At 38.0% G+C, this 17,195-nt stretch carries 13 protein-coding genes; 10 read left to right on the top strand and 3 right to left on the bottom strand.

From position 1 onward, the window contains the following. Positions 1 to 28 precede the first annotated feature (28 nt). From EZ456_RS00660 to EZ456_RS24990, 7 genes are all read left to right on the top strand, one after another. A complete protein-coding gene (locus EZ456_RS00660; RefSeq protein WP_131526388.1) occupies positions 29 to 562 on the top strand; it encodes an AAA family ATPase in 534 nt (177 codons plus the stop codon). Between the two features lie 1,012 nt (positions 563 to 1,574). Then, positions 1,575 to 4,019 (top strand): TonB-dependent receptor, encoded by a 2,445-nt coding sequence (locus EZ456_RS00655; protein WP_317129986.1) that lies wholly within the window; start codon positions 1,575 to 1,577, stop codon positions 4,017 to 4,019. A 131-nt stretch (positions 4,020 to 4,150) separates the two neighbouring features. Beyond that, positions 4,151 to 4,795 (top strand): thiamine phosphate synthase, encoded by a 645-nt coding sequence (locus EZ456_RS00650; protein WP_131526759.1) that lies wholly within the window; start codon positions 4,151 to 4,153, stop codon positions 4,793 to 4,795. Between the two features lie 59 nt (positions 4,796 to 4,854). Then, the gene (locus EZ456_RS00645) at positions 4,855 to 6,147 is read left to right on the top strand and encodes a hypothetical protein (protein ID WP_131526387.1); all 1,293 of its coding nucleotides are present in this window, start codon (positions 4,855 to 4,857) and stop codon (positions 6,145 to 6,147) included. 63 nt (positions 6,148 to 6,210) lie between these two features. Then, on the top strand, positions 6,211 to 6,771 hold the full coding sequence (locus EZ456_RS00640) for a thiamine pyrophosphokinase (RefSeq protein ID WP_131526385.1): 561 nt from the start codon (positions 6,211 to 6,213) through the stop codon (positions 6,769 to 6,771). After that, a complete protein-coding gene (locus EZ456_RS00635) occupies positions 6,768 to 7,262 on the top strand; it encodes a GNAT family N-acetyltransferase (protein WP_131526383.1) in 495 nt (164 codons plus the stop codon). The genes EZ456_RS00640 and EZ456_RS00635 overlap by 4 nt, the downstream gene beginning before the upstream one ends. Before the next feature lie 328 nt (positions 7,263 to 7,590). After that, on the top strand, positions 7,591 to 7,767 hold the full coding sequence (locus EZ456_RS24990) for a hypothetical protein (RefSeq protein WP_165501198.1): 177 nt from the start codon (positions 7,591 to 7,593) through the stop codon (positions 7,765 to 7,767). Between the two features lie 128 nt (positions 7,768 to 7,895). Here EZ456_RS24990 and EZ456_RS00630 read toward each other — a convergent pair whose 3' ends face one another. Beyond that, positions 7,896 to 10,337 (bottom strand): TonB-dependent receptor, encoded by a 2,442-nt coding sequence (locus tag EZ456_RS00630; RefSeq protein WP_131526381.1) that lies wholly within the window; start codon positions 10,335 to 10,337, stop codon positions 7,896 to 7,898. A gap of 569 nt (positions 10,338 to 10,906) precedes the next feature. Then, positions 10,907 to 12,586, bottom strand: coding sequence for a dipeptidyl-peptidase 3 family protein (locus tag EZ456_RS00625; RefSeq protein ID WP_131526379.1), 1,680 nt, complete (start codon positions 12,584 to 12,586; stop codon positions 10,907 to 10,909). Positions 12,587 to 12,699: 113 nt separating this feature from the next. On the opposite strand from EZ456_RS00625, the gene EZ456_RS00620 reads away from it, so the two are divergent. After that, entirely contained in the window at positions 12,700 to 13,536 is an 837-nt protein-coding gene (locus EZ456_RS00620) for an N-acetylmuramoyl-L-alanine amidase (RefSeq protein ID WP_131526377.1), read from the top strand. A 358-nt stretch (positions 13,537 to 13,894) separates the two neighbouring features. Here the strand turns inward: EZ456_RS00620 and EZ456_RS00615 are convergent, their stop codons facing one another. Continuing rightward, the gene (locus tag EZ456_RS00615; protein WP_131526375.1) at positions 13,895 to 15,550 is read right to left on the bottom strand and encodes a glutamine--tRNA ligase/YqeY domain fusion protein; all 1,656 of its coding nucleotides are present in this window, start codon (positions 15,548 to 15,550) and stop codon (positions 13,895 to 13,897) included. Positions 15,551 to 15,865: 315 nt separating this feature from the next. Between EZ456_RS00615 and EZ456_RS00610 the strand changes: the two genes are divergently transcribed. Beyond that, positions 15,866 to 16,285, top strand: a complete 420-nt coding sequence (locus EZ456_RS00610; protein WP_086548263.1) for a cobalamin B12-binding domain-containing protein — start codon at positions 15,866 to 15,868, stop codon at positions 16,283 to 16,285. Positions 16,286 to 16,288: 3 nt separating this feature from the next. Continuing rightward, positions 16,289 to 17,068 (top strand): enoyl-CoA hydratase/isomerase family protein, encoded by a 780-nt coding sequence (locus tag EZ456_RS00605; RefSeq protein ID WP_131526373.1) that lies wholly within the window; start codon positions 16,289 to 16,291, stop codon positions 17,066 to 17,068. Positions 17,069 to 17,195 lie beyond the last annotated feature (127 nt).

Raw genomic sequence — 17,195 nt, 5'->3', positions numbered from 1 at the left:
ACATTTGACCGTATTCAGAAAACTTATCGTGAATAAAAACATTAAAAAGATCGCTATTGTTGGCCCGGAAAGTACGGGAAAATCTACTATATCTCAATTGCTGGCAAAATATTATAAAGTTTCGTGGGTACCCGAGTATGCCCGTTATTACTGCGAAAACCTGGTTGCCGATTATACCCTGCAAGATGAAGTGAACATGTACTACGGGCAGGTAGCTTTAGAGGATGCCATTTTAGTAACTACCGAAAGCGACTTTATCATTTGTGATACCACTTTTATTACCGTAAAGATCTGGAGCGATGAAGTGCTTGGTGAAACGCCTCAGGTGGTTTTGGATGCACTGCCCAAAAGACCATATGACCTTTATCTTTTAATGGACATTGATTTGCCATGGCAAGACGATCCGCTACGCGATTTTCCGGAGAAACGTGAATATTTTATGCAGGTATGGCATAAAGAGCTGCAAGCGCTCAATGCCAATTACAAAGTAGTTGGTGGATTGGGTGATGAAAGGGTCGCAAATGCCATTAATGCAATAAACGATTTTCTTGGTGTAAAATAGATGTTTCTTATATTAATTGATGACTTTGTTTTGAAATTGCCAAAAGCTCAGGGCCGCTCATTTCCAATTAATAACAAAATGTTTTTTCTTTTTAGGAAATGAAAGGGTAGTATTTCATAGTACTGTAGTCCCGCCATCCGCTTTATCCCGATGAAACCTGTGAAACAAGCAAGCACACCAAAAAAAGCAAAAAATGGTGCTTAAATCGGGATGCTCGCTCCTGTCGGGTTTAGATAACAAGGGTTTGCTTCAGAGCACCAAACTTTGTATCTAAACCCGATTGGAATGGATGCCAATTTCCTTCAAATTGGCAGAAGGGAAAGCGGGGCTGAAATTGCCAAAAGCTCAGAGCCGCTCATTTCCAATTAATAATAAAATGTTTTTTCTTTTTAGAAAATGAAAGGGTAGTATTTCATAGGTACTGTAGTCCCGCCATCCGCTTTATCCCGATGAAACCTGTGAAACAAGCAAGCACACCAAAAAAAGCAAAAAATGGTGCTTAAATCGGGATGCTCGCTCCTGTCGGGTTTAGATAACAAGGGTTTGCATCAGAGCACCAACTTTGTTAAATAAACCTGATTGTCGGGAAGAGCTTCCGATCCTTCATCGGAACTCGTACCAAAAAGCGGGGCTGAAAAAGCCAAGCACACAGAACCACTCATTTTCCTAATCTAAAAATAACAGGTCTTTCTATTGTACTGTCAATTTTTACCCAATTAACCCACAATACATCAAAAAAAACTCGAATTGCTTAAAATTTTCTACATTTGCAGCATCATTAGGGGTGCCTTGTTTAAATAACACAAAAACAGGCTGAGATCATACCCATTTTATAGGTGAAAGGTAAAAGGCAGAAGGTGGAGGGTAAAACCCTAAGCCCTAACCCTCCAAGCCATTAACCTTATAAATGCACCTGATCCGGGTAATGCCGGCGTAGGGATTGGAGTTATGGAAGTTTAACTGAAAATCGGCAATGCCCCTTTTCCGATGAGTTTAACTAAAAACAATAAAATTGAAAAATTTACTTTTTGCAGCACTTGTTGCAATGTTGCCCTTCTTTGTATCGGCACAAATTTCTGTTACAGGTAAGGTAACAGACCAAAATCAGCAGCCTCTTCCGGGTGCTACGGTTAAATTGAGAAATCAAAAAACAGCAGTTGTAAGCGATGCCTCGGGAAATTACAGCATCACAAATCTAGTTAGCGGAAAATACACTATCGTGATCAGTTATGTAGGCTATAAAACAATTGAAAAAGCGGTTGAACTTAAACTGAATACTACGCTAGATTTTAGTCTCTCTCCACAAAATTTCTTAGCCGATGAAGTGATTGTTCGTGCAACGCGGGCTACCGAAAAATCGGCAACTACCTACAAGAATATTAGCAAGGAAGAAATCCAGCAGAATAACTTCGGGCAGGATCTTCCTTTCATCCTTCAAAACACTCCAGGTGTTGTGGTTAACTCCGATGCCGGTGCTGGAGTAGGTTACACAGGTATCCGTATCCGCGGTAGCGATAATAGCAGGATCAACGTAACGGTTAACGGCATTCCGATAAACGATAGCGAAAGTCAAGGAACGTTTTATGTAAACATGCCCGATTTTGCTTCATCTGTAGATAACATACAGATTCAGCGTGGAGTAGGTACCTCAACCAATGGTGCAGGTGCATTCGGTGCAAGTTTAAATATCCAAACCACTGCCAGCGAAACCGAGCCCTATGCAGAAGTAAACAGCACTTATGGCAGTTTCAACACCTGGAAAAATACAGTAAAGGTAGGAACAGGCTTAATTAATAACCGCTTTAGTTTTGATGGCCGTTTATCGAGAATCAGTTCTGATGGTTATGTAGACCGCGGTTCATCGTTGCTTAAATCATATTTTCTATCTGGTGCCTACCATGGAAATAAAGACCTGTTGCGCCTAAATGTTTTTTCAGGAAATGAGAAAACCTATCAATCGTGGAACGGTATTCCGCAATCACGTTTAGAAAATGATGTAGCTGGAATGAACGCCTATATCGCCAGAAACGGATTGAGCGCAGAAGATGCTGCAAATCTTTTAAATTCAGGCAGAACTTACAATAGTTTCTTGTACAATAACCAAACAGATAATTATACGCAGAACCATTATCAGTTAATTTATGCCAGACAGCTTTCTGATCAGTTTTCTTTCAACGGCGCTTTACATTATACTAAAGGCGAAGGTTATTATGAAGAATACAGGGTACAGGATAAGTTAAAAAATTATGGTTTAAGCCCTGTTGTTATTCCAGGAGGAATACCCATTACCGAAACCGATTTAATTCGCCGCCGTTGGTTGGATAACGATTTTTACGGTGTTACTTATGCCTTCAATTATGTGCCTCAAAAGAATTTAAATTTTACTTTGGGTGGTGCATATAACGAATATAAGGGTGCACACTTCGGACAGATTATCTGGGCGCAATATGCATCAAACGGAGATATAGACAGGCATTATTATGATAATGATGGTTTCAAGACCGATTTTAACGTTTATGGTAAAGTAAACTACAGCCCTGTAGAATCGTTAAGCCTATTTGTCGATCTGCAATACCGCAGGGTATATTTCGATATTGCCGGTACGGAAAATAAACTAAATACCTTAGCCGTTAACGAAACCTTAAATTTCTTTAATCCTAAATTTGGGGCAACCTATTTTATTAATCCACAAAGTAATGTTTACGCCTCATTTAGTGTAGCCAATAAAGAACCTAACCGTGATGACTATACAGATGCTGCTGTAGGTGTTTCTCCAAAACCTGAGCGCTTGAATGATGTAGAATTAGGATACCGTTTTAAAAACGATAAATTTAACCTGGGTGCAAATGCTTATGGCATGTTCTACAAAAACCAATTGGTGGTTACGGGAAAAATAAACGATGTTGGCGGAAACTTTCGTCAAAATGTAGATAGAAGTTACCGTTTAGGGATTGAGGTTGATGGTTCGTACACCATTAGTTCTCAATTTGTATTAAATGCAAATGCCGCACTGAGCAGAAACAAAATCAAGAACTTTACCGAATATTATGATGACTATGATAACGGTGGACAGGTGGTAAACAACTATAAATTAACCGACATTTCCTATTCTCCAGATGCTGTTCTTTTTGGGGAGCTGGTTTATAGACCTGTTAGTGGTTTTGCTGTAGCCTTACAGAGCAAGTATGTAAGCAAACAATACCTGGATAATACGCAGAACAACGATAGGACCATTAACGGTTACTGGGTAAGCAATGCACGTTTGGGTTACGACTTTAAATTTGCAGGGGTTAAAAATGTAAACCTGGGTTTATTGGTAAACAATATTTTCGATAAGAAATATGAAAGCAATGGTTATACCTATGGCTACCAATCAGGTGGAAGCAGGGTAACCGAAAACTTTTTTTATCCACAAGCTGGAACCAACTTTTTGCTAAGTTTGAACGTTAAGTTTTAAGAAAGCTCAAAGAATAAAGCTGAAAAACAGTGAAATCGTTATTGGAAGATAAACTCCCAATGGCGATTTTGTTTTATATTGGCATCCTGATCTTAAAACCCGTTACTCCTAATAATCCTACCACACCCAGCATGAAATACATAGAGAAACTTCATTACATCACGCACGATATTCCACACCTAAGCCATATCGAGCAGGTGCAACTTGCTTGCGAGGCTGGTGCAAAATGGATCCAGTACCGTTGCCTGAGCAAAAGTGATGAAGAGCTCTTGCAGGATATTAATGCTATTGCAGAAATCTGCGATGATTGGGGTACCACCTTAATCGTTACCAATCATGTTCATTTAAACGGAAAGGCTGATATCCAGGGTTTTCATATGGAAGATATGGATGCCGACTTTATCGCCTTGCGCAAGCTTGTTGGCCATGATATTACCCTTGGAGGATCGGCAAATACAGTAGAAAATTTAATCAGGCTTGCAAAAGAAGGTGCCGATTATGCTGGTTATGGTCCATTTGCGGTAACCGAAACCAAACCCAACAATTATAACCTCTTGGGTATTGAGGGGTATCAACAGGTAGTAAAAGGGCTGAAAGCTCAGGCCATCAGTATTCCAATTTTGGCCGTAGGTGGGATAAAAACCTACGATGTAGAAGCTTTAATGCAAACTGGTGTTTATGGCATAGCCGTTTCTGGAGCCATTAATTTTGCCGATGACTTTATAGAGGCCTATCAAGATTTTTACACTTTAGTTAAAGAAACTGCTGTTAATTAACATTTTATAATTTGAAGCCTGTAGGATAATTTTTAGTTTTGGGATAAACCTAAACCAATATGTCAGAAAACGCTCTTCAAACCAATGCTCCCTGGAATATTTATAAAAAAATCTCCTTCAGGTTCTTTTCCCTACTGTTGCCTCTTTTTATCATCCTGAATAATAATGGTGCTTTCACTTTTTTGTCGGGGTTACTGCAATTGCCAGGTTTGGTCCTGCATCGTTTTATTCCATGGTTTTCTAAACATATTATCCATTACAATTACGATTTTACAATTTATACTAATGGTAGTGGAGATACTTCTTACGATTGGGTATTATTGCTTTTTATATTTTTCGTTTCAGTAGTAGGCTGTATCATTTGGTCGGTTTTAGACCGTAAACGCAAAAGCTACAACGCTGCCTATTATTGGCTTGTGGTACTGGTAAGGTTTTACCTGGCCTTTACCCTCATATTATACGGTTTAATAAAAGTAATCAAGCTCCAGTTTCCAGATCCTTCGTTAACCAGATTGCTTCAACCTTTTGGTGATGCATCGCCAATGGGCCTGGCATGGACTTTCCTTGGTTTTTCTAAAGGTTACAACATTTTTATGGGTATCATAGAAGTTTCTGCCATTTTACTCTTATTCCGGAGAACAGTAGTTCTTGGTGCCTTATTATCCCTTGCTGCAACTGCGCACGTAATGTCGATGAATTATTTCTTCGATGTACCGGTAAAACTGCTCTCCACAGCCCTTGTGGTGATGAGTATATTTATCTTAGCCCCTCATCTCTTAAAACTATACTGCTTCCTTGTCAAATATGAAAGTCAGCAGCTGGAGAAAATGTACCGTCCTACCTTTAAAAAGCGATGGCTTTACATTTCGGCCTATAGTTTAAAATATTTGTACATCACCGCCTCTATTGTTTCCTTACTGTATACGTTCATCGGACAAACAAAAATTTATGGCAGTGCGGCACCCAAGCCATTTTTGTATGGCATTTATAATGTAGAAAACATGATGCTTAAAGGTAAAATTTTGCCACCGTTAACTACCGACAGCACCCGCTGGAAACAGATGATTATCAGTTACACCGGTTATGCAAGGGTAAAAAAGATGAACGATAGTACCGCTAATTTCACTACTGTTTTTGATCAGAAAAAGAAAGAACTGATATTAAAATCTACCAGTAAAGATTCATTGAAATATATGTTAAAGTACGATGTTATTGGAAAAGATAAGCTGGTGATTTCTGGTCTGAGCGATAAAGATTCTATATCGGTAAGCTTTAAAAAGAAAGACATGAAAGATTTTAGGCTCATTAACAGAGGCTTCCATTGGGTAAGTGAATATCCATACAACCGGTAATCATTTTACCCAGATCTGATTCTTGATGTATGGTACTTAGGGCGAAATTTCTATATTCGCACTATGTCTTCACACCATATTGTAAAAGAAAAACAAGAGCCAGCTTTATATATAGATGAGCTTGGGAATTTTAACGAAGAGCTTTTGGGCCAGCTGCTCGAATGGAGCCCTACGCTTTTGGTTAATGGAGAAAATTACGATAAAATTTTTTCTTTAGGCTTAAAGGTAGATGTTCTGGTAAATGGCAATGGACAAGAAACGCAAGAGGATACAAAAGTTATTCAAGGCCCTGTTGATGCTTTAATGGTAGCTATCAATTATCTATTTGAAGAGAAATATCCTGCGGTAAATGTAATTACTAAAAAATTCGATCTGGAGAAATTTGCCGGATTTGAGGACAAGATCAATCTGGTGGTGTTTACCGAAAGGGCAAAGCATTATCCAATCAAATCGGGGTTTTCGGTTTGGAAACCTGCCGGAAGTGAATTTCTGATTCATGGCAACCGATATATGGAAGTAACTAACCTCGCGCAGAATGAAGATGAAATTTTTACCGTAGTTAAAGATGGTTTTGTAGAATTTACCTTTTCAGGACAACCAATTTTTATTAGCGAACCAATATGATTACCCTTAGAAAAGCAAAAGAAGAAGATATAGAAATCATCAGGGATATTGCTGCGGTAACCTGGCCATCAACCTATCTCGATATTATTGGGCAGGCACAGATTGATTACATGTTGGATAAAATGTACAACAAAGGGGAACTATTGAAGCAATTTATGGAAGGGCATATCTTCCTGATTGCAGAAGATGGCGAAAACCAATATGGCTTTGCAGGTTACTCTATTGTTGGACACGAAGAACGTATTTACAAGCTACACAAGCTTTATGTTCTACCATCTGCGCATGGCAAAGGTGTTGGAAAAATCTTAATTAACGAGGTTTTTAACCAGGTAAAAGATGCCGGGGGAAGTGCTTTACAATTGAATGTGAACAAACATAATAAAGCCAAAGATTTTTACCTAAAAGGAGGTTTTACAGTTAAAGAATCGGTAAAGCTTGATATAGGTGAGGGTTACTTTATGGATGATTATGTAATGGAATATAAGTTTTAGATATTTATAATTATTAGTTCGCAAAGACACAGACTAAGGTATACGCGACCAAAGAATCGTCTTCCTAAACTTGTTTCAGGATCTTATAGCAAGATAGATGCTGAAACAAGTTCAGCAGGACGTAGTGCTCGGGATGTAAGCCTCTTAAAAGTTTGTCATCCTGAGGGGATAATTTATTTTATAAAATCAATATGAATGATGTGTAATTGATTTCTTTTGCCATACACCACGGTCTTGCCTCGGCTCGCCGCCGCCGAAGGGCTCTTTCTTTTTGGCATCAAAAAGACCAGCGAAGCTAGCTTGAATGCCATTGAAAACATAAAGACACATGAAAAAACAAAAAATGCCGACTGAAAATTTTTCTTTTCAAGCCAGTTGTACTGCCATAACAGTGCAGCCCGAAAAATTTGTTAGGCCGGATTTAAGTAGAACGGGGATACCGTGCTATGGCATGGCTGGATGGAATGCAAAAATAGTTAAAATGCTGATTAATAATAATTTGTAAAATAACGTCAATGGTAGCCTGTCGAAGGACCAACCTAAATATTATAGAGTGTTTCGACAGGCTCTCCGTAGGAGTCCTTTGGACAACATGACAGATCTTAACTGATAGTATGATCTCCTTTTTTATGACTAATTCTTCATACGGCCCTGTTCTGCTTCGGTACCTGTTGAGCGGCGACGGGCAGGTTTAATTTCATTTTTACCAAAACGATAAGTAAAACTGATCCTGCCAATGCGGGTTTCATTTTTTTGATGTACAGTATAGGTTAAACCCGGATATGCGCTTGATAAGTTATTTTCAGAAATGTTAAATACATCTGATAAGGCCAGTTTCAAACTTGCCTTTTTGTTGAACAGTGATTTGCTTAAACCTGCATCAACATAATAACGGGCTTTTAAACTTAAGGTACCGTAATCAAGCGGCGATTCATAACTTCCATTTATCTCTGCTGTAAAACCATCCATGATGGTGAACGTTTGCTGCGATTTAAACTGAAAAGATGTTTTTCCGGTTTTTAAAGCACTCCCGGCCAAATCTGGCGCTTCGAAACTGAGGTAAAAAACATTTAAGTTGTTATTGGTCTGCCACCATTTCGTAATCTGAACAGGCACATTTAAATTGGCATTGTAGCTAATGTTTGTGGCAATATTTGCATTGGTTTGATATAACGATTGATTCGCTGCGTCGGGCAAAATTACCTCTGCAATTACATCGTTAATCCTGCTATAGCCTATCGAGAGCATATATTTTTGCAATAGCGTATAACTGAGCTCAAAATTGTGTGTATACTGTGGGTTTAAAAAGGGATTTCCTTTGCTATAGGTAAATTCATCTAAGTAGTAAATAAAGGGATTTAAAGCATCGTAACTTGGGCGGTCTATCCTTCTGCTATAAGAAAAACCTAACTGATTGTTTTTTGAAAGCGTATGTTGAACAAACAACGTTGGAAAGAAATCCCAGTAATTTCGTTCGACAACAGTGTTTTTGGTAATCAGATTTCCTTTCGAATTGGTTTGCTCAACCCTTAGGCCAATCTGTACGCTGGTATTTTTGAACTGTTTGTTTAAATTGGTATAAGCCGCATTTACATTTTCATCGTATACAAATTGATTGCTTCGTTTAACATCGTTCTGCCAGGCATTGCTTACTAACTCTTCTGCCTGTAAGTCATTGTCGGTTTTAACCCAACTGCTTTTAACCCCAGCTTCTAGTTTAACCGTTTTGTTTAGCGAAACGTTATAATCGATTTTAAATGCTTTGATATCAATTATTGATGGGGTGTTATTCCGGGTATACTTAATCGGACGGATTCTGTCTCCATTTTGGAACCGATAATCGTTTTCATAATTAGAACCATCGTTGCCTTTGTATTTGGAATAATCTACATCTGCCGAGATTTCTGAACCCGCGGTATCTAAAACAGATTTATAATTTAAGTTATAAGAAACATTATTGTATTTGTTTGCTTGTAATGAATTGGTTATCAGGCTCGAATCTACCTGGTTAAAAGATGGACCAATTAAAGTATTGTTTCCCGCAGTTTCATTTCCATGGTTAAAGTAACCGTTTACCAATAAACCAATCGTATTCTTTTTATCAATAAAATAATCTATACCGGCCTTAAAGTTATTGTTATATTGCTTCCTATTGCTCTCGCCAACCTGCATAAAATAAGTATCGGGCGTTCCGTTCGAAATACGATCGATCGCAATCAGGTTGTCTCTTTCAAATTTGCCATAATTGTAATTGCCAAAAAGATTCAGTTTCTGAGTACGGTGATTCAGGTTTAAGCCCGCATTTGCCCTCAGGTTTTTACCATAACCCAGTGAACCATTTACGCTACCATTCGTTCCGCCGTTTTTATTCTTTTTGGTTTTGATGTTAATAATTCCTGAGTTACCTGAAGCATCATATTTCGAAGAGGGATTGGTAATCAGTTCGATACTCTCGATTTCAGAGCTTTGCATATTACGGAGCAGATTCGCTACATCGGCACTGCTCATATAGGTTTGTTTTCCATCCAGTTGAATTAACACGCCTTGTTTACCCATCATCGAAATTTTATCATTCTGATCTACCGTTACTCCTGGTGCTTTTTGCAAAACTTCTAGCGCAGTAGAACCTGTCATAATCGAACTATTCGAAACATTCATCACTATCTTATCCATTTTTCTTTCGATTAATGGTTTAGTAACAGCTACGTTTACATCTTTTAGGTTTTGTGTACTTGCCGTGAGTTGTGCCGTTCCGAAATCTGCTTTTTGATTATCCTCTGTTAAAACGATGGTTTTGCTTTTAAGCGTTTTATAGCCCATGTTGCTGGCTTTATAATAGTAGCTACCCTTGCCTGAAATATTAAAATTAAATGCTCCATTTGGATCGGTAAATGCCGTTTTAACTACGCTAGAATCAGATGCTTTAAATAGCACAATAGTAACATAATCTGCAGGTTTTTTGGTTTCATCTAAAATTACCCCACTAATGTTTGGTTTAGGATTTGTTTGTGCAAAAACGGTTGTAGCGGCTATAAAGAGACAAATGATAAGTGATATTTTGTATAAATTTTTCATTGGTATGTTTTAAAATTTTAAAAAACTGGGCAAAAAGATTTCCATAGCGTACATGCACGCTTACCATTTAATTGCTTGCTTATTTTAAAGTTTAGCCCAGAAACGAAAGGTTTCCGGTGTTTAGTTATAAGTAAGACGACCGTTTTTTAAAAAGGTTACAAGGATTTTGAAAAAGTTGGGAATCTTAAGTCCAGAGGAAATTACCGTGTAACTCCAATGCGGTCGTTATGCTGAGCGCTCAGTTTTTAAAAAACAATCAAATTGTGATGGCTGGATACGGGATATCTTCATTCCCAACTCGATTGGGAATCTTAATGCCGTGGTAGGGTTTTAGGTTGCATTAAGATTCCCGCCTGTGCGAGAATGACTACCGTTCTTTGCAATCTGCTATTGGCAAAGGACTTTTTAATGGGCTCTGTCAGTTAACCGATTAAACAGTTTAAAAAATTAACCCCTGCTCACAAATGAACCCAATGATTAATGAACAAGTGAATCAAAACCAAAAAGCCACAGACAAACAAGCTTACGCCTGCATATCTATGGCCTTAAATTCTGGGTAAAAGAAATCTTTATTTTACCCCAAGTACATCAACACCTTGTTCGAAAACAACATCAACGGGAATATTCTTTTTGGTCAATCGGTCTAGATCTGTTTGAAGTTCTGTATGGATAACCGCTTTTTCTTTTTGTGCTTTTTCTACCGCAACTTTATCGCCATTACCTTGAAGCATAAGAATGAATGCGCTTAAATCATTCATTGCGGTTGCAAATTTTTCGAAGTTTACTTTGTAAGTACCTTTAGCCGTACGCTCAAAAGCACCTTTTTCCTGAAAATAATTAAAGCACTGCATATTGGCTTTTCCGTGTGCTTCAGAAACACCAAAACGAACTGAACGTAAAATGCCAGCCATAAATGTGGTATAATAATCTTTTATATCGCCTTTTAACTCACCTTTTTTAAGCAAGCCTGTTACCATATACAAGCCTAAAATATCGGCTTTGCCTTCTTCTAACCAGCTGTACTGTTCTTTTAATGCTGCACGTACAAAACCTTTTCCGGTAATGGTTTTTTTAATGCCTAAACCATGCGCTACTTCGTGAAACATTACGTTTGCAAAAAAAGCATCAAACTTAATGTACTGCTGCTGGTCGGTTTCAATTAATTCTTTTGAAATCGGTACCAGGATCTTATCAAATTTCGCCTGCATTGCATTTTTCAATTGCGAGCGGCGTGTACCTTTTTCCTGTTGAATTTTTTCGTCGTTCGGAAGATTAACGGCAATGGTTTTCGATCCTGCATTACAGTCTCCTGCATAATAAACCACATCGTAAGCGTTTAACTCAGAGTCGGTTCCAGGTGTTTCGGTTTTGTATTTTGCTGCAACAGGCAGGTTTTTCTGTAATTCAGGAAGCATTTTTACATACTTGGCTAAACGCTTGCTCCATTCTTTATCTTTGATTAAAACATAAGCTTCGTAACTGGTACGGGCATTAAACAGTTTATCCTCGTAATTTTCAATTGGGCCGATAATGATATCTAACCCATTGGTTTTCATATCTAACCAGGCATAATCACTTGCGGTAAAATTATCTGTTACTAAAGCATCGGCCCTTAAGTTTAAATATTTTTTTAAACCTGCATCTTCAGCAATTAGCGCTGCTTGTTTTAATAACGAACTTGCTTTTTGTAATTCTGAAGCAAATAATACATGATATGGTACGGTTGATAATTTGCCTGTACTGTCTTTTTGAACAATAGAATATGCACCAAATTTATCGGCAAGGTCCGATTTCTCTATAGCTTCTTTTGTAATTCCGTATGGATAAAAGGATGCCCCTTCTGGTTTTGCACCAACACCTTCAACAAAAGGTTTATCGTTATTTAATCTATCCCAGGGACCATAATTGATATTAACAAAATCGCGTGTTTTTTCATCTTTAATCGTTGCCAGCAAGCTATCTCTTTGTGGGTAGGCTTGTTTCCAGTATAGTTGATCCATAATTTCTGCTGCCTGAATTAACAAAGGCAAAATTTTACGGTCGTTAACACTTAATTCGTTGATATTGGTGGTTAATTTTACCCTTTCGTAAATGGGTAACCGTTGAGCAACATAATTGGTAAGGCTATCTTTTTGTACCACCACAGCCTTTTCATCTTCAGATTTATTATTGCCATTACAAGACGATAAGGCGCCTACTGAAATAGCCACTGCCGATAAAAATAGTGTTGATTTGTATAAATTCTTCATATTAAAGTATATGGCTGCTAAATTAGTAAATTTTGAAAGCTTTGTATAAAGTTTGATGCATTGGGTGAAGTTTAACATAACTTTGTAACTTCAACGTGCTAACAATTCATACCATGTTATTTTCCAAGCCATCAAAATCATTATCTATTTCTGCTTTTTCTCTTGTACTTATTTTATCTGCCTGCGGAAGCAGCAAATATGCCGCAACAGAAAAAATCTATAAGGAAAAGGCAAAAGATTTTTCGAAAATAATTAACACTACGCCACCTGTTGGTCAACTTTACGATTCATTAGGAGGAACAAACCAGGAATGGATTGGTTCTGTAAATTTTGGGATACGTAAACCAAATTTTGTGGTGATCCATCATACCGCGCAAGATAGTTTGGCGCAAACTATAAAGACTTTTTTCTCAACTAAAGCAGGTACCAGCGCACATTATGTTATTAGCCGTGATGGTAAAGTTGTACACATGGTGAATGATTATTTACGTGCAAACCATGCTGGTGTGAGTAAATGGGGAAAAGATACCGACTTAAACTCCTCATCGATAGGAATTGAACTGGATAATAATGGCTTAACAGACCCATGGCCTGATGCACAGATGAATAGCTTGCTAAAGCTGTTGGCAACTTTAAAGAAAACCTATGGAATCCCGACGGCGAATTTTATTGGCCATGCAGATATTGCGCCTAAACGTAAAAATGATCCAAAAAATTTCCCCTGGAAAAAACTGGCCGATAAAGGCTTTGGCTATTGGTATGATGATGTGCTGAAAAACCCACCTGTAGATTTTAACGCCGAAATGGCCTTAAAATATATTGGTTATGATACCAGTAATCTTCCTGCAGCAATCACTGCTTTTAAAATCCATTTTATCCAGAGTGATATTACACCGACTTTAACCCCTGTGGATGTTTTGGTATTGTATAATGTTTATACGAAGTATTAAGCGGGAGGCGTTTGGCGATTAGCGTAAATTAAACTCATTGCGTGCTATAAAAATCAATATAGATTACAGAGGTTTTTTTCTGCAGTAATAGGCTGCGAGAAGGCTTTTTCAGCCGACGAGCAATCTTACAACGATCACTATTAGCGTGCGCTTTAAGATTGCTTCGTACCTCGCATCCGATAGCTATCGGATGACGACCTATCTATGGATTCTGCCATTGGTAACTTGTTTTACGGTAGCTTTTCGCTTCGCTACAGGTCAGGATCTTTAAAAGTGAAATTAGTCCGAAGTTGATGACGCAAAAAAAAACACGGATAAATCTGTGTTCATCCGTGTTTATCTGTGGTTTAAAATGCTTTTAATTCGGCTTCTTAAACGTATCTTTTAAGGTAACTGTACGGTTAAAAACCAATTTATCACTATTAGAATCTCTATCTAAACAGAAATAACCTTTACGGATAAACTGATAACGACTTTCCAAATCTGCATCTGCTAACGCTGGTTCGATATAAACGTGCGGTAAAACCGTTAAGCTTTCAGGATTTAAATAATCTTTAAAATCTCCTTCCTCAGCATCTGGTGTTTCAGAGGTAAACAAACGGTCGTACAAACGGATTTCAGCAGTTTTGGCATGTGGAGCACTTACCCAATGGATAGTCCCTTTAACATTTATCCCGCTGGTATCATTCCCGCTTTTCGATTCTGGAATGTAAGTACAACGGATCTCTGTAACGTTTCCATTTTCATCTTTGACAAAATCTTCGCACTTAACAATGTAGGCAAATTTTAAGCGTACCATTGCACCGGGTGCCAAACGGAACCATTTTTTTGCCGGTACTTCCATAAAATCTTCACGCTCGATCCAAAGTTCATTACTAAAAGGAATCACCCGCGTACCTCCGCCATCTTCAGCCTCTGGATTGTTTTCGCCGATTAAATCTTCTGTTCCTTTTTCGTAATTCGTAATCACCAATTTAATCGGATCTAAAACCGCCATTACACGGTTAGCCGTTTTATTTAAATCTTCACGAATACAAAATTCTAACAGACTCAGCTCAATTAAATTTTCGCGTTTGGCAATGCCGATACGTTCGCAAAACTCGCGTACACTTTTCGGTGTAAAACCTCTCCTACGCAAACCACTAATGGTAGGCATGCGCGGATCATCCCATCCGTTTACTAAGTTTTCGTTAACCAGTTGAAGCAGCTTCCGTTTACTCATTACCGTGCTGGTAAGGTTTAAACGGGCAAATTCATATTGTTTTGAAGGGAAAATTTCTAATTTTTCGATAAACCAGTCATATAGTTCGCGGTGCGAAACATATTCCAAAGTACAGATAGAGTGCGTGATGTTTTCGATACTATCACTTTGTCCATGAGCAAAATCGTACATTGGATAAATGCACCATTTGTTGCCTGTACGGTGATGTTCGGCATGTTTAATACGATAAATAATCGGATCGCGCATTAACATATTTGGACTGGCCATGTCGATTTTTGCTCTCAAAATATAAGCGCCATCGGCAAATTCGCCATTTTTCATTTTCGTGAAAATGTCTAAATTCTCTTCAGTGCTGCGGTTACGGTATGGGCTATCCTGTCCGGGTTCTGTTGGCGTGCCTTTTAAAGCTGCAATTTCATCTGCAGAACTTTCATCAACATAGGCCAAACCTGTTTCGATCAGTTTAATGGCAAAACCATACAGCTCATCAAAATAATCTGAGGCATATAATTCATTTTTCCAGTTAAAACCCAACCATCTAATATCTTCTTGCTGACTGTTTACATATTCTGTTTTTTCAGTTACCGGATTGGTGTCGTCAAAACGCAGGTTGGTATAGCCGCCGTATTTTTGTGTTAGTCCGAAATTTAAGCATATTGCTTTCGCGTGGCCGATGTGTAAATAACCATTAGGTTCCGGCGGGAAACGCGTAACCAAAGTTTCATACTTACCACTATTTAAGTCGTTCTCAACAATTTCTTCAATAAAGTTCAATGACTTCTCTTCACTCATAAAAACCTGTAAATTAGGAATGCAAATGTAAAAAGATTGAGCGGATTTATACAATGATTATAGGTTTATTAGCCCATAGTTGATGGCTGATAGCTTAAGTGTGCATTACTTACGATTTAAATGCAGATAAACAACGATTGAATAGTAGAATGACTGAATTATTGAATGGAAGAATTGGCTCATTCAGTAAAAATAACCATGGCTAATATCAATAATTTACGCTTATTAGCGAAGGCAGGCTCATTACATGTTCCATCAACTATTATCTACATTACTTAATAAATTCTATACATTTACGTCAACTTAATATGAATGATGAGCAAAGTATTAAATCGGCCTATCCGCGTTTTAGTAGCTAAAGTTGGATTAGATGGCCACGACAGAGGTGCCAAAGTAATCGCAACTTCCTTAAGAGATGCAGGCATGGAAGTAATTTATACCGGCCTGCGCCAAACACCAGAAATGGTGGTAAACACAGCGCTTCAAGAGGATGTTGATGCCATTGGGATTTCTATCTTATCGGGGGCACACATGACGGTTTTTCCAAAGATTATTCACTTTATGAAAGAAAAACAGTTAGATGATGTGTTGTTAACCGGCGGAGGGATTATCCCTGAGGCAGATCGATTGAAGCTGGCAGGTATGGGTGTTGGCGAACTATTTCCTCCGGGTACAACAATGGCAAGTATTGTAGAATATATTCAGAATTGGGTTACAGAAAACAGAAATTTTTAAGCTATGGCATACCAAAATTTAATCTCAGAAATAAAAGAAAATATTTTATACGTTACCATCAACCGCGAAAAAGCACTGAATGCTTTAAATAAAGATACTTTGGCCGAACTGGCGGATTTAATTGCATTTGCAAATAAAACCGACGAAGTAAGAGGCGTTATTTTAACCGGAGCAGGTGAAAAGGCCTTTGTTGCTGGAGCCGATATTAAAGAGTTTTCTGATTATAGTGGTAAACAAGGAGAAGAATTAGCAAAACGGGGTCATGATCTGGTTTTTAATGCCATTGAAAATTCTTCAAAGCCATTTATTGCCGCAATTAATGGATTTGCTTTAGGCGGAGGACTGGAGTTGGCTATGGCATGCCACATCCGTATTGCATCAGATAATGCGAAATTAGGACTGCCTGAAGTTACTTTAGGTTTAATTCCCGGTTATGGTGGTACCCAGCGCCTTACACAATTGGTTGGAAAAGGTAAAGCAATTGAAATGATTACCACCGCAAATATGATTACAGCTTCAGATGCAGAAAAAATAGGCCTTGTAAATTATGTTGTTCCACAGCCAGATCTAATTAGCAAAGCTGAAGAAATGTTGAATGTTATTAAGCAACGCGCACCGTTGGCTATTTCGGCTGCAATAAAATCTGTAATTGCATCGGTAAATAACAGCGAAGGCTTCGCTACCGAAATTGAAGAATTTGGCAAATGTTTTGAAACTGCCGATTTTAAGGAAGGCGTAACTGCATTTGTTGAAAAGAGAAAAGCAAATTTTTCTGGAAAGTAGTACGCGTGTAGTATTAATTTGATTGTTGTATAGCAAAAATGTTGCAAAAATTTTTCAATGCAATTTTTTTTGAGTAATTATGTGTTATCTAATTACTATCCCTAAGGCTCTTATCGCTTATATGGGT

It is taken from the genome of Pedobacter psychrodurus (assembly GCF_004331735.1).
GTDB lineage: Bacteria > Bacteroidota > Bacteroidia > Sphingobacteriales > Sphingobacteriaceae > Pedobacter > Pedobacter psychrodurus.
This window is presented reverse-complemented; position numbering and strand designations above follow the sequence as displayed.

Bases quoted from the DNA above. Each gene is read 5' to 3' on its own strand.
- EZ456_RS00625 (WP_131526379.1), bottom strand. From the start codon at position 12,586: ATGAAGAATTTATACAAATCAACACTATTTTTATCGGCAGTGGCTATT.
- EZ456_RS00615 (WP_131526375.1), bottom strand. From the start codon at position 15,550: ATGAGTGAAGAGAAGTCATTGAACTTTATTGAAGAAATTGTTGAGAAC.
- EZ456_RS00605 (WP_131526373.1), top strand. From the start codon at position 16,289: ATGGCATACCAAAATTTAATCTCAGAAATAAAAGAAAATATTTTATAC.
- EZ456_RS00630 (WP_131526381.1), bottom strand. From the start codon at position 10,337: ATGAAAAATTTATACAAAATATCACTTATCATTTGTCTCTTTATAGCC.
- EZ456_RS00610 (WP_086548263.1), top strand. From the start codon at position 15,866: ATGAGCAAAGTATTAAATCGGCCTATCCGCGTTTTAGTAGCTAAAGTT.
- EZ456_RS00635 (WP_131526383.1), top strand. From the start codon at position 6,768: ATGATTACCCTTAGAAAAGCAAAAGAAGAAGATATAGAAATCATCAGG.
- EZ456_RS24990 (WP_165501198.1), top strand. From the start codon at position 7,591: ATGAAAAAACAAAAAATGCCGACTGAAAATTTTTCTTTTCAAGCCAGT.
- EZ456_RS00620 (WP_131526377.1), top strand. From the start codon at position 12,700: ATGTTATTTTCCAAGCCATCAAAATCATTATCTATTTCTGCTTTTTCT.
- EZ456_RS00650 (WP_131526759.1), top strand. From the start codon at position 4,151: ATGAAATACATAGAGAAACTTCATTACATCACGCACGATATTCCACAC.
- EZ456_RS00645 (WP_131526387.1), top strand. From the start codon at position 4,855: ATGTCAGAAAACGCTCTTCAAACCAATGCTCCCTGGAATATTTATAAA.
- EZ456_RS00640 (WP_131526385.1), top strand. From the start codon at position 6,211: ATGTCTTCACACCATATTGTAAAAGAAAAACAAGAGCCAGCTTTATAT.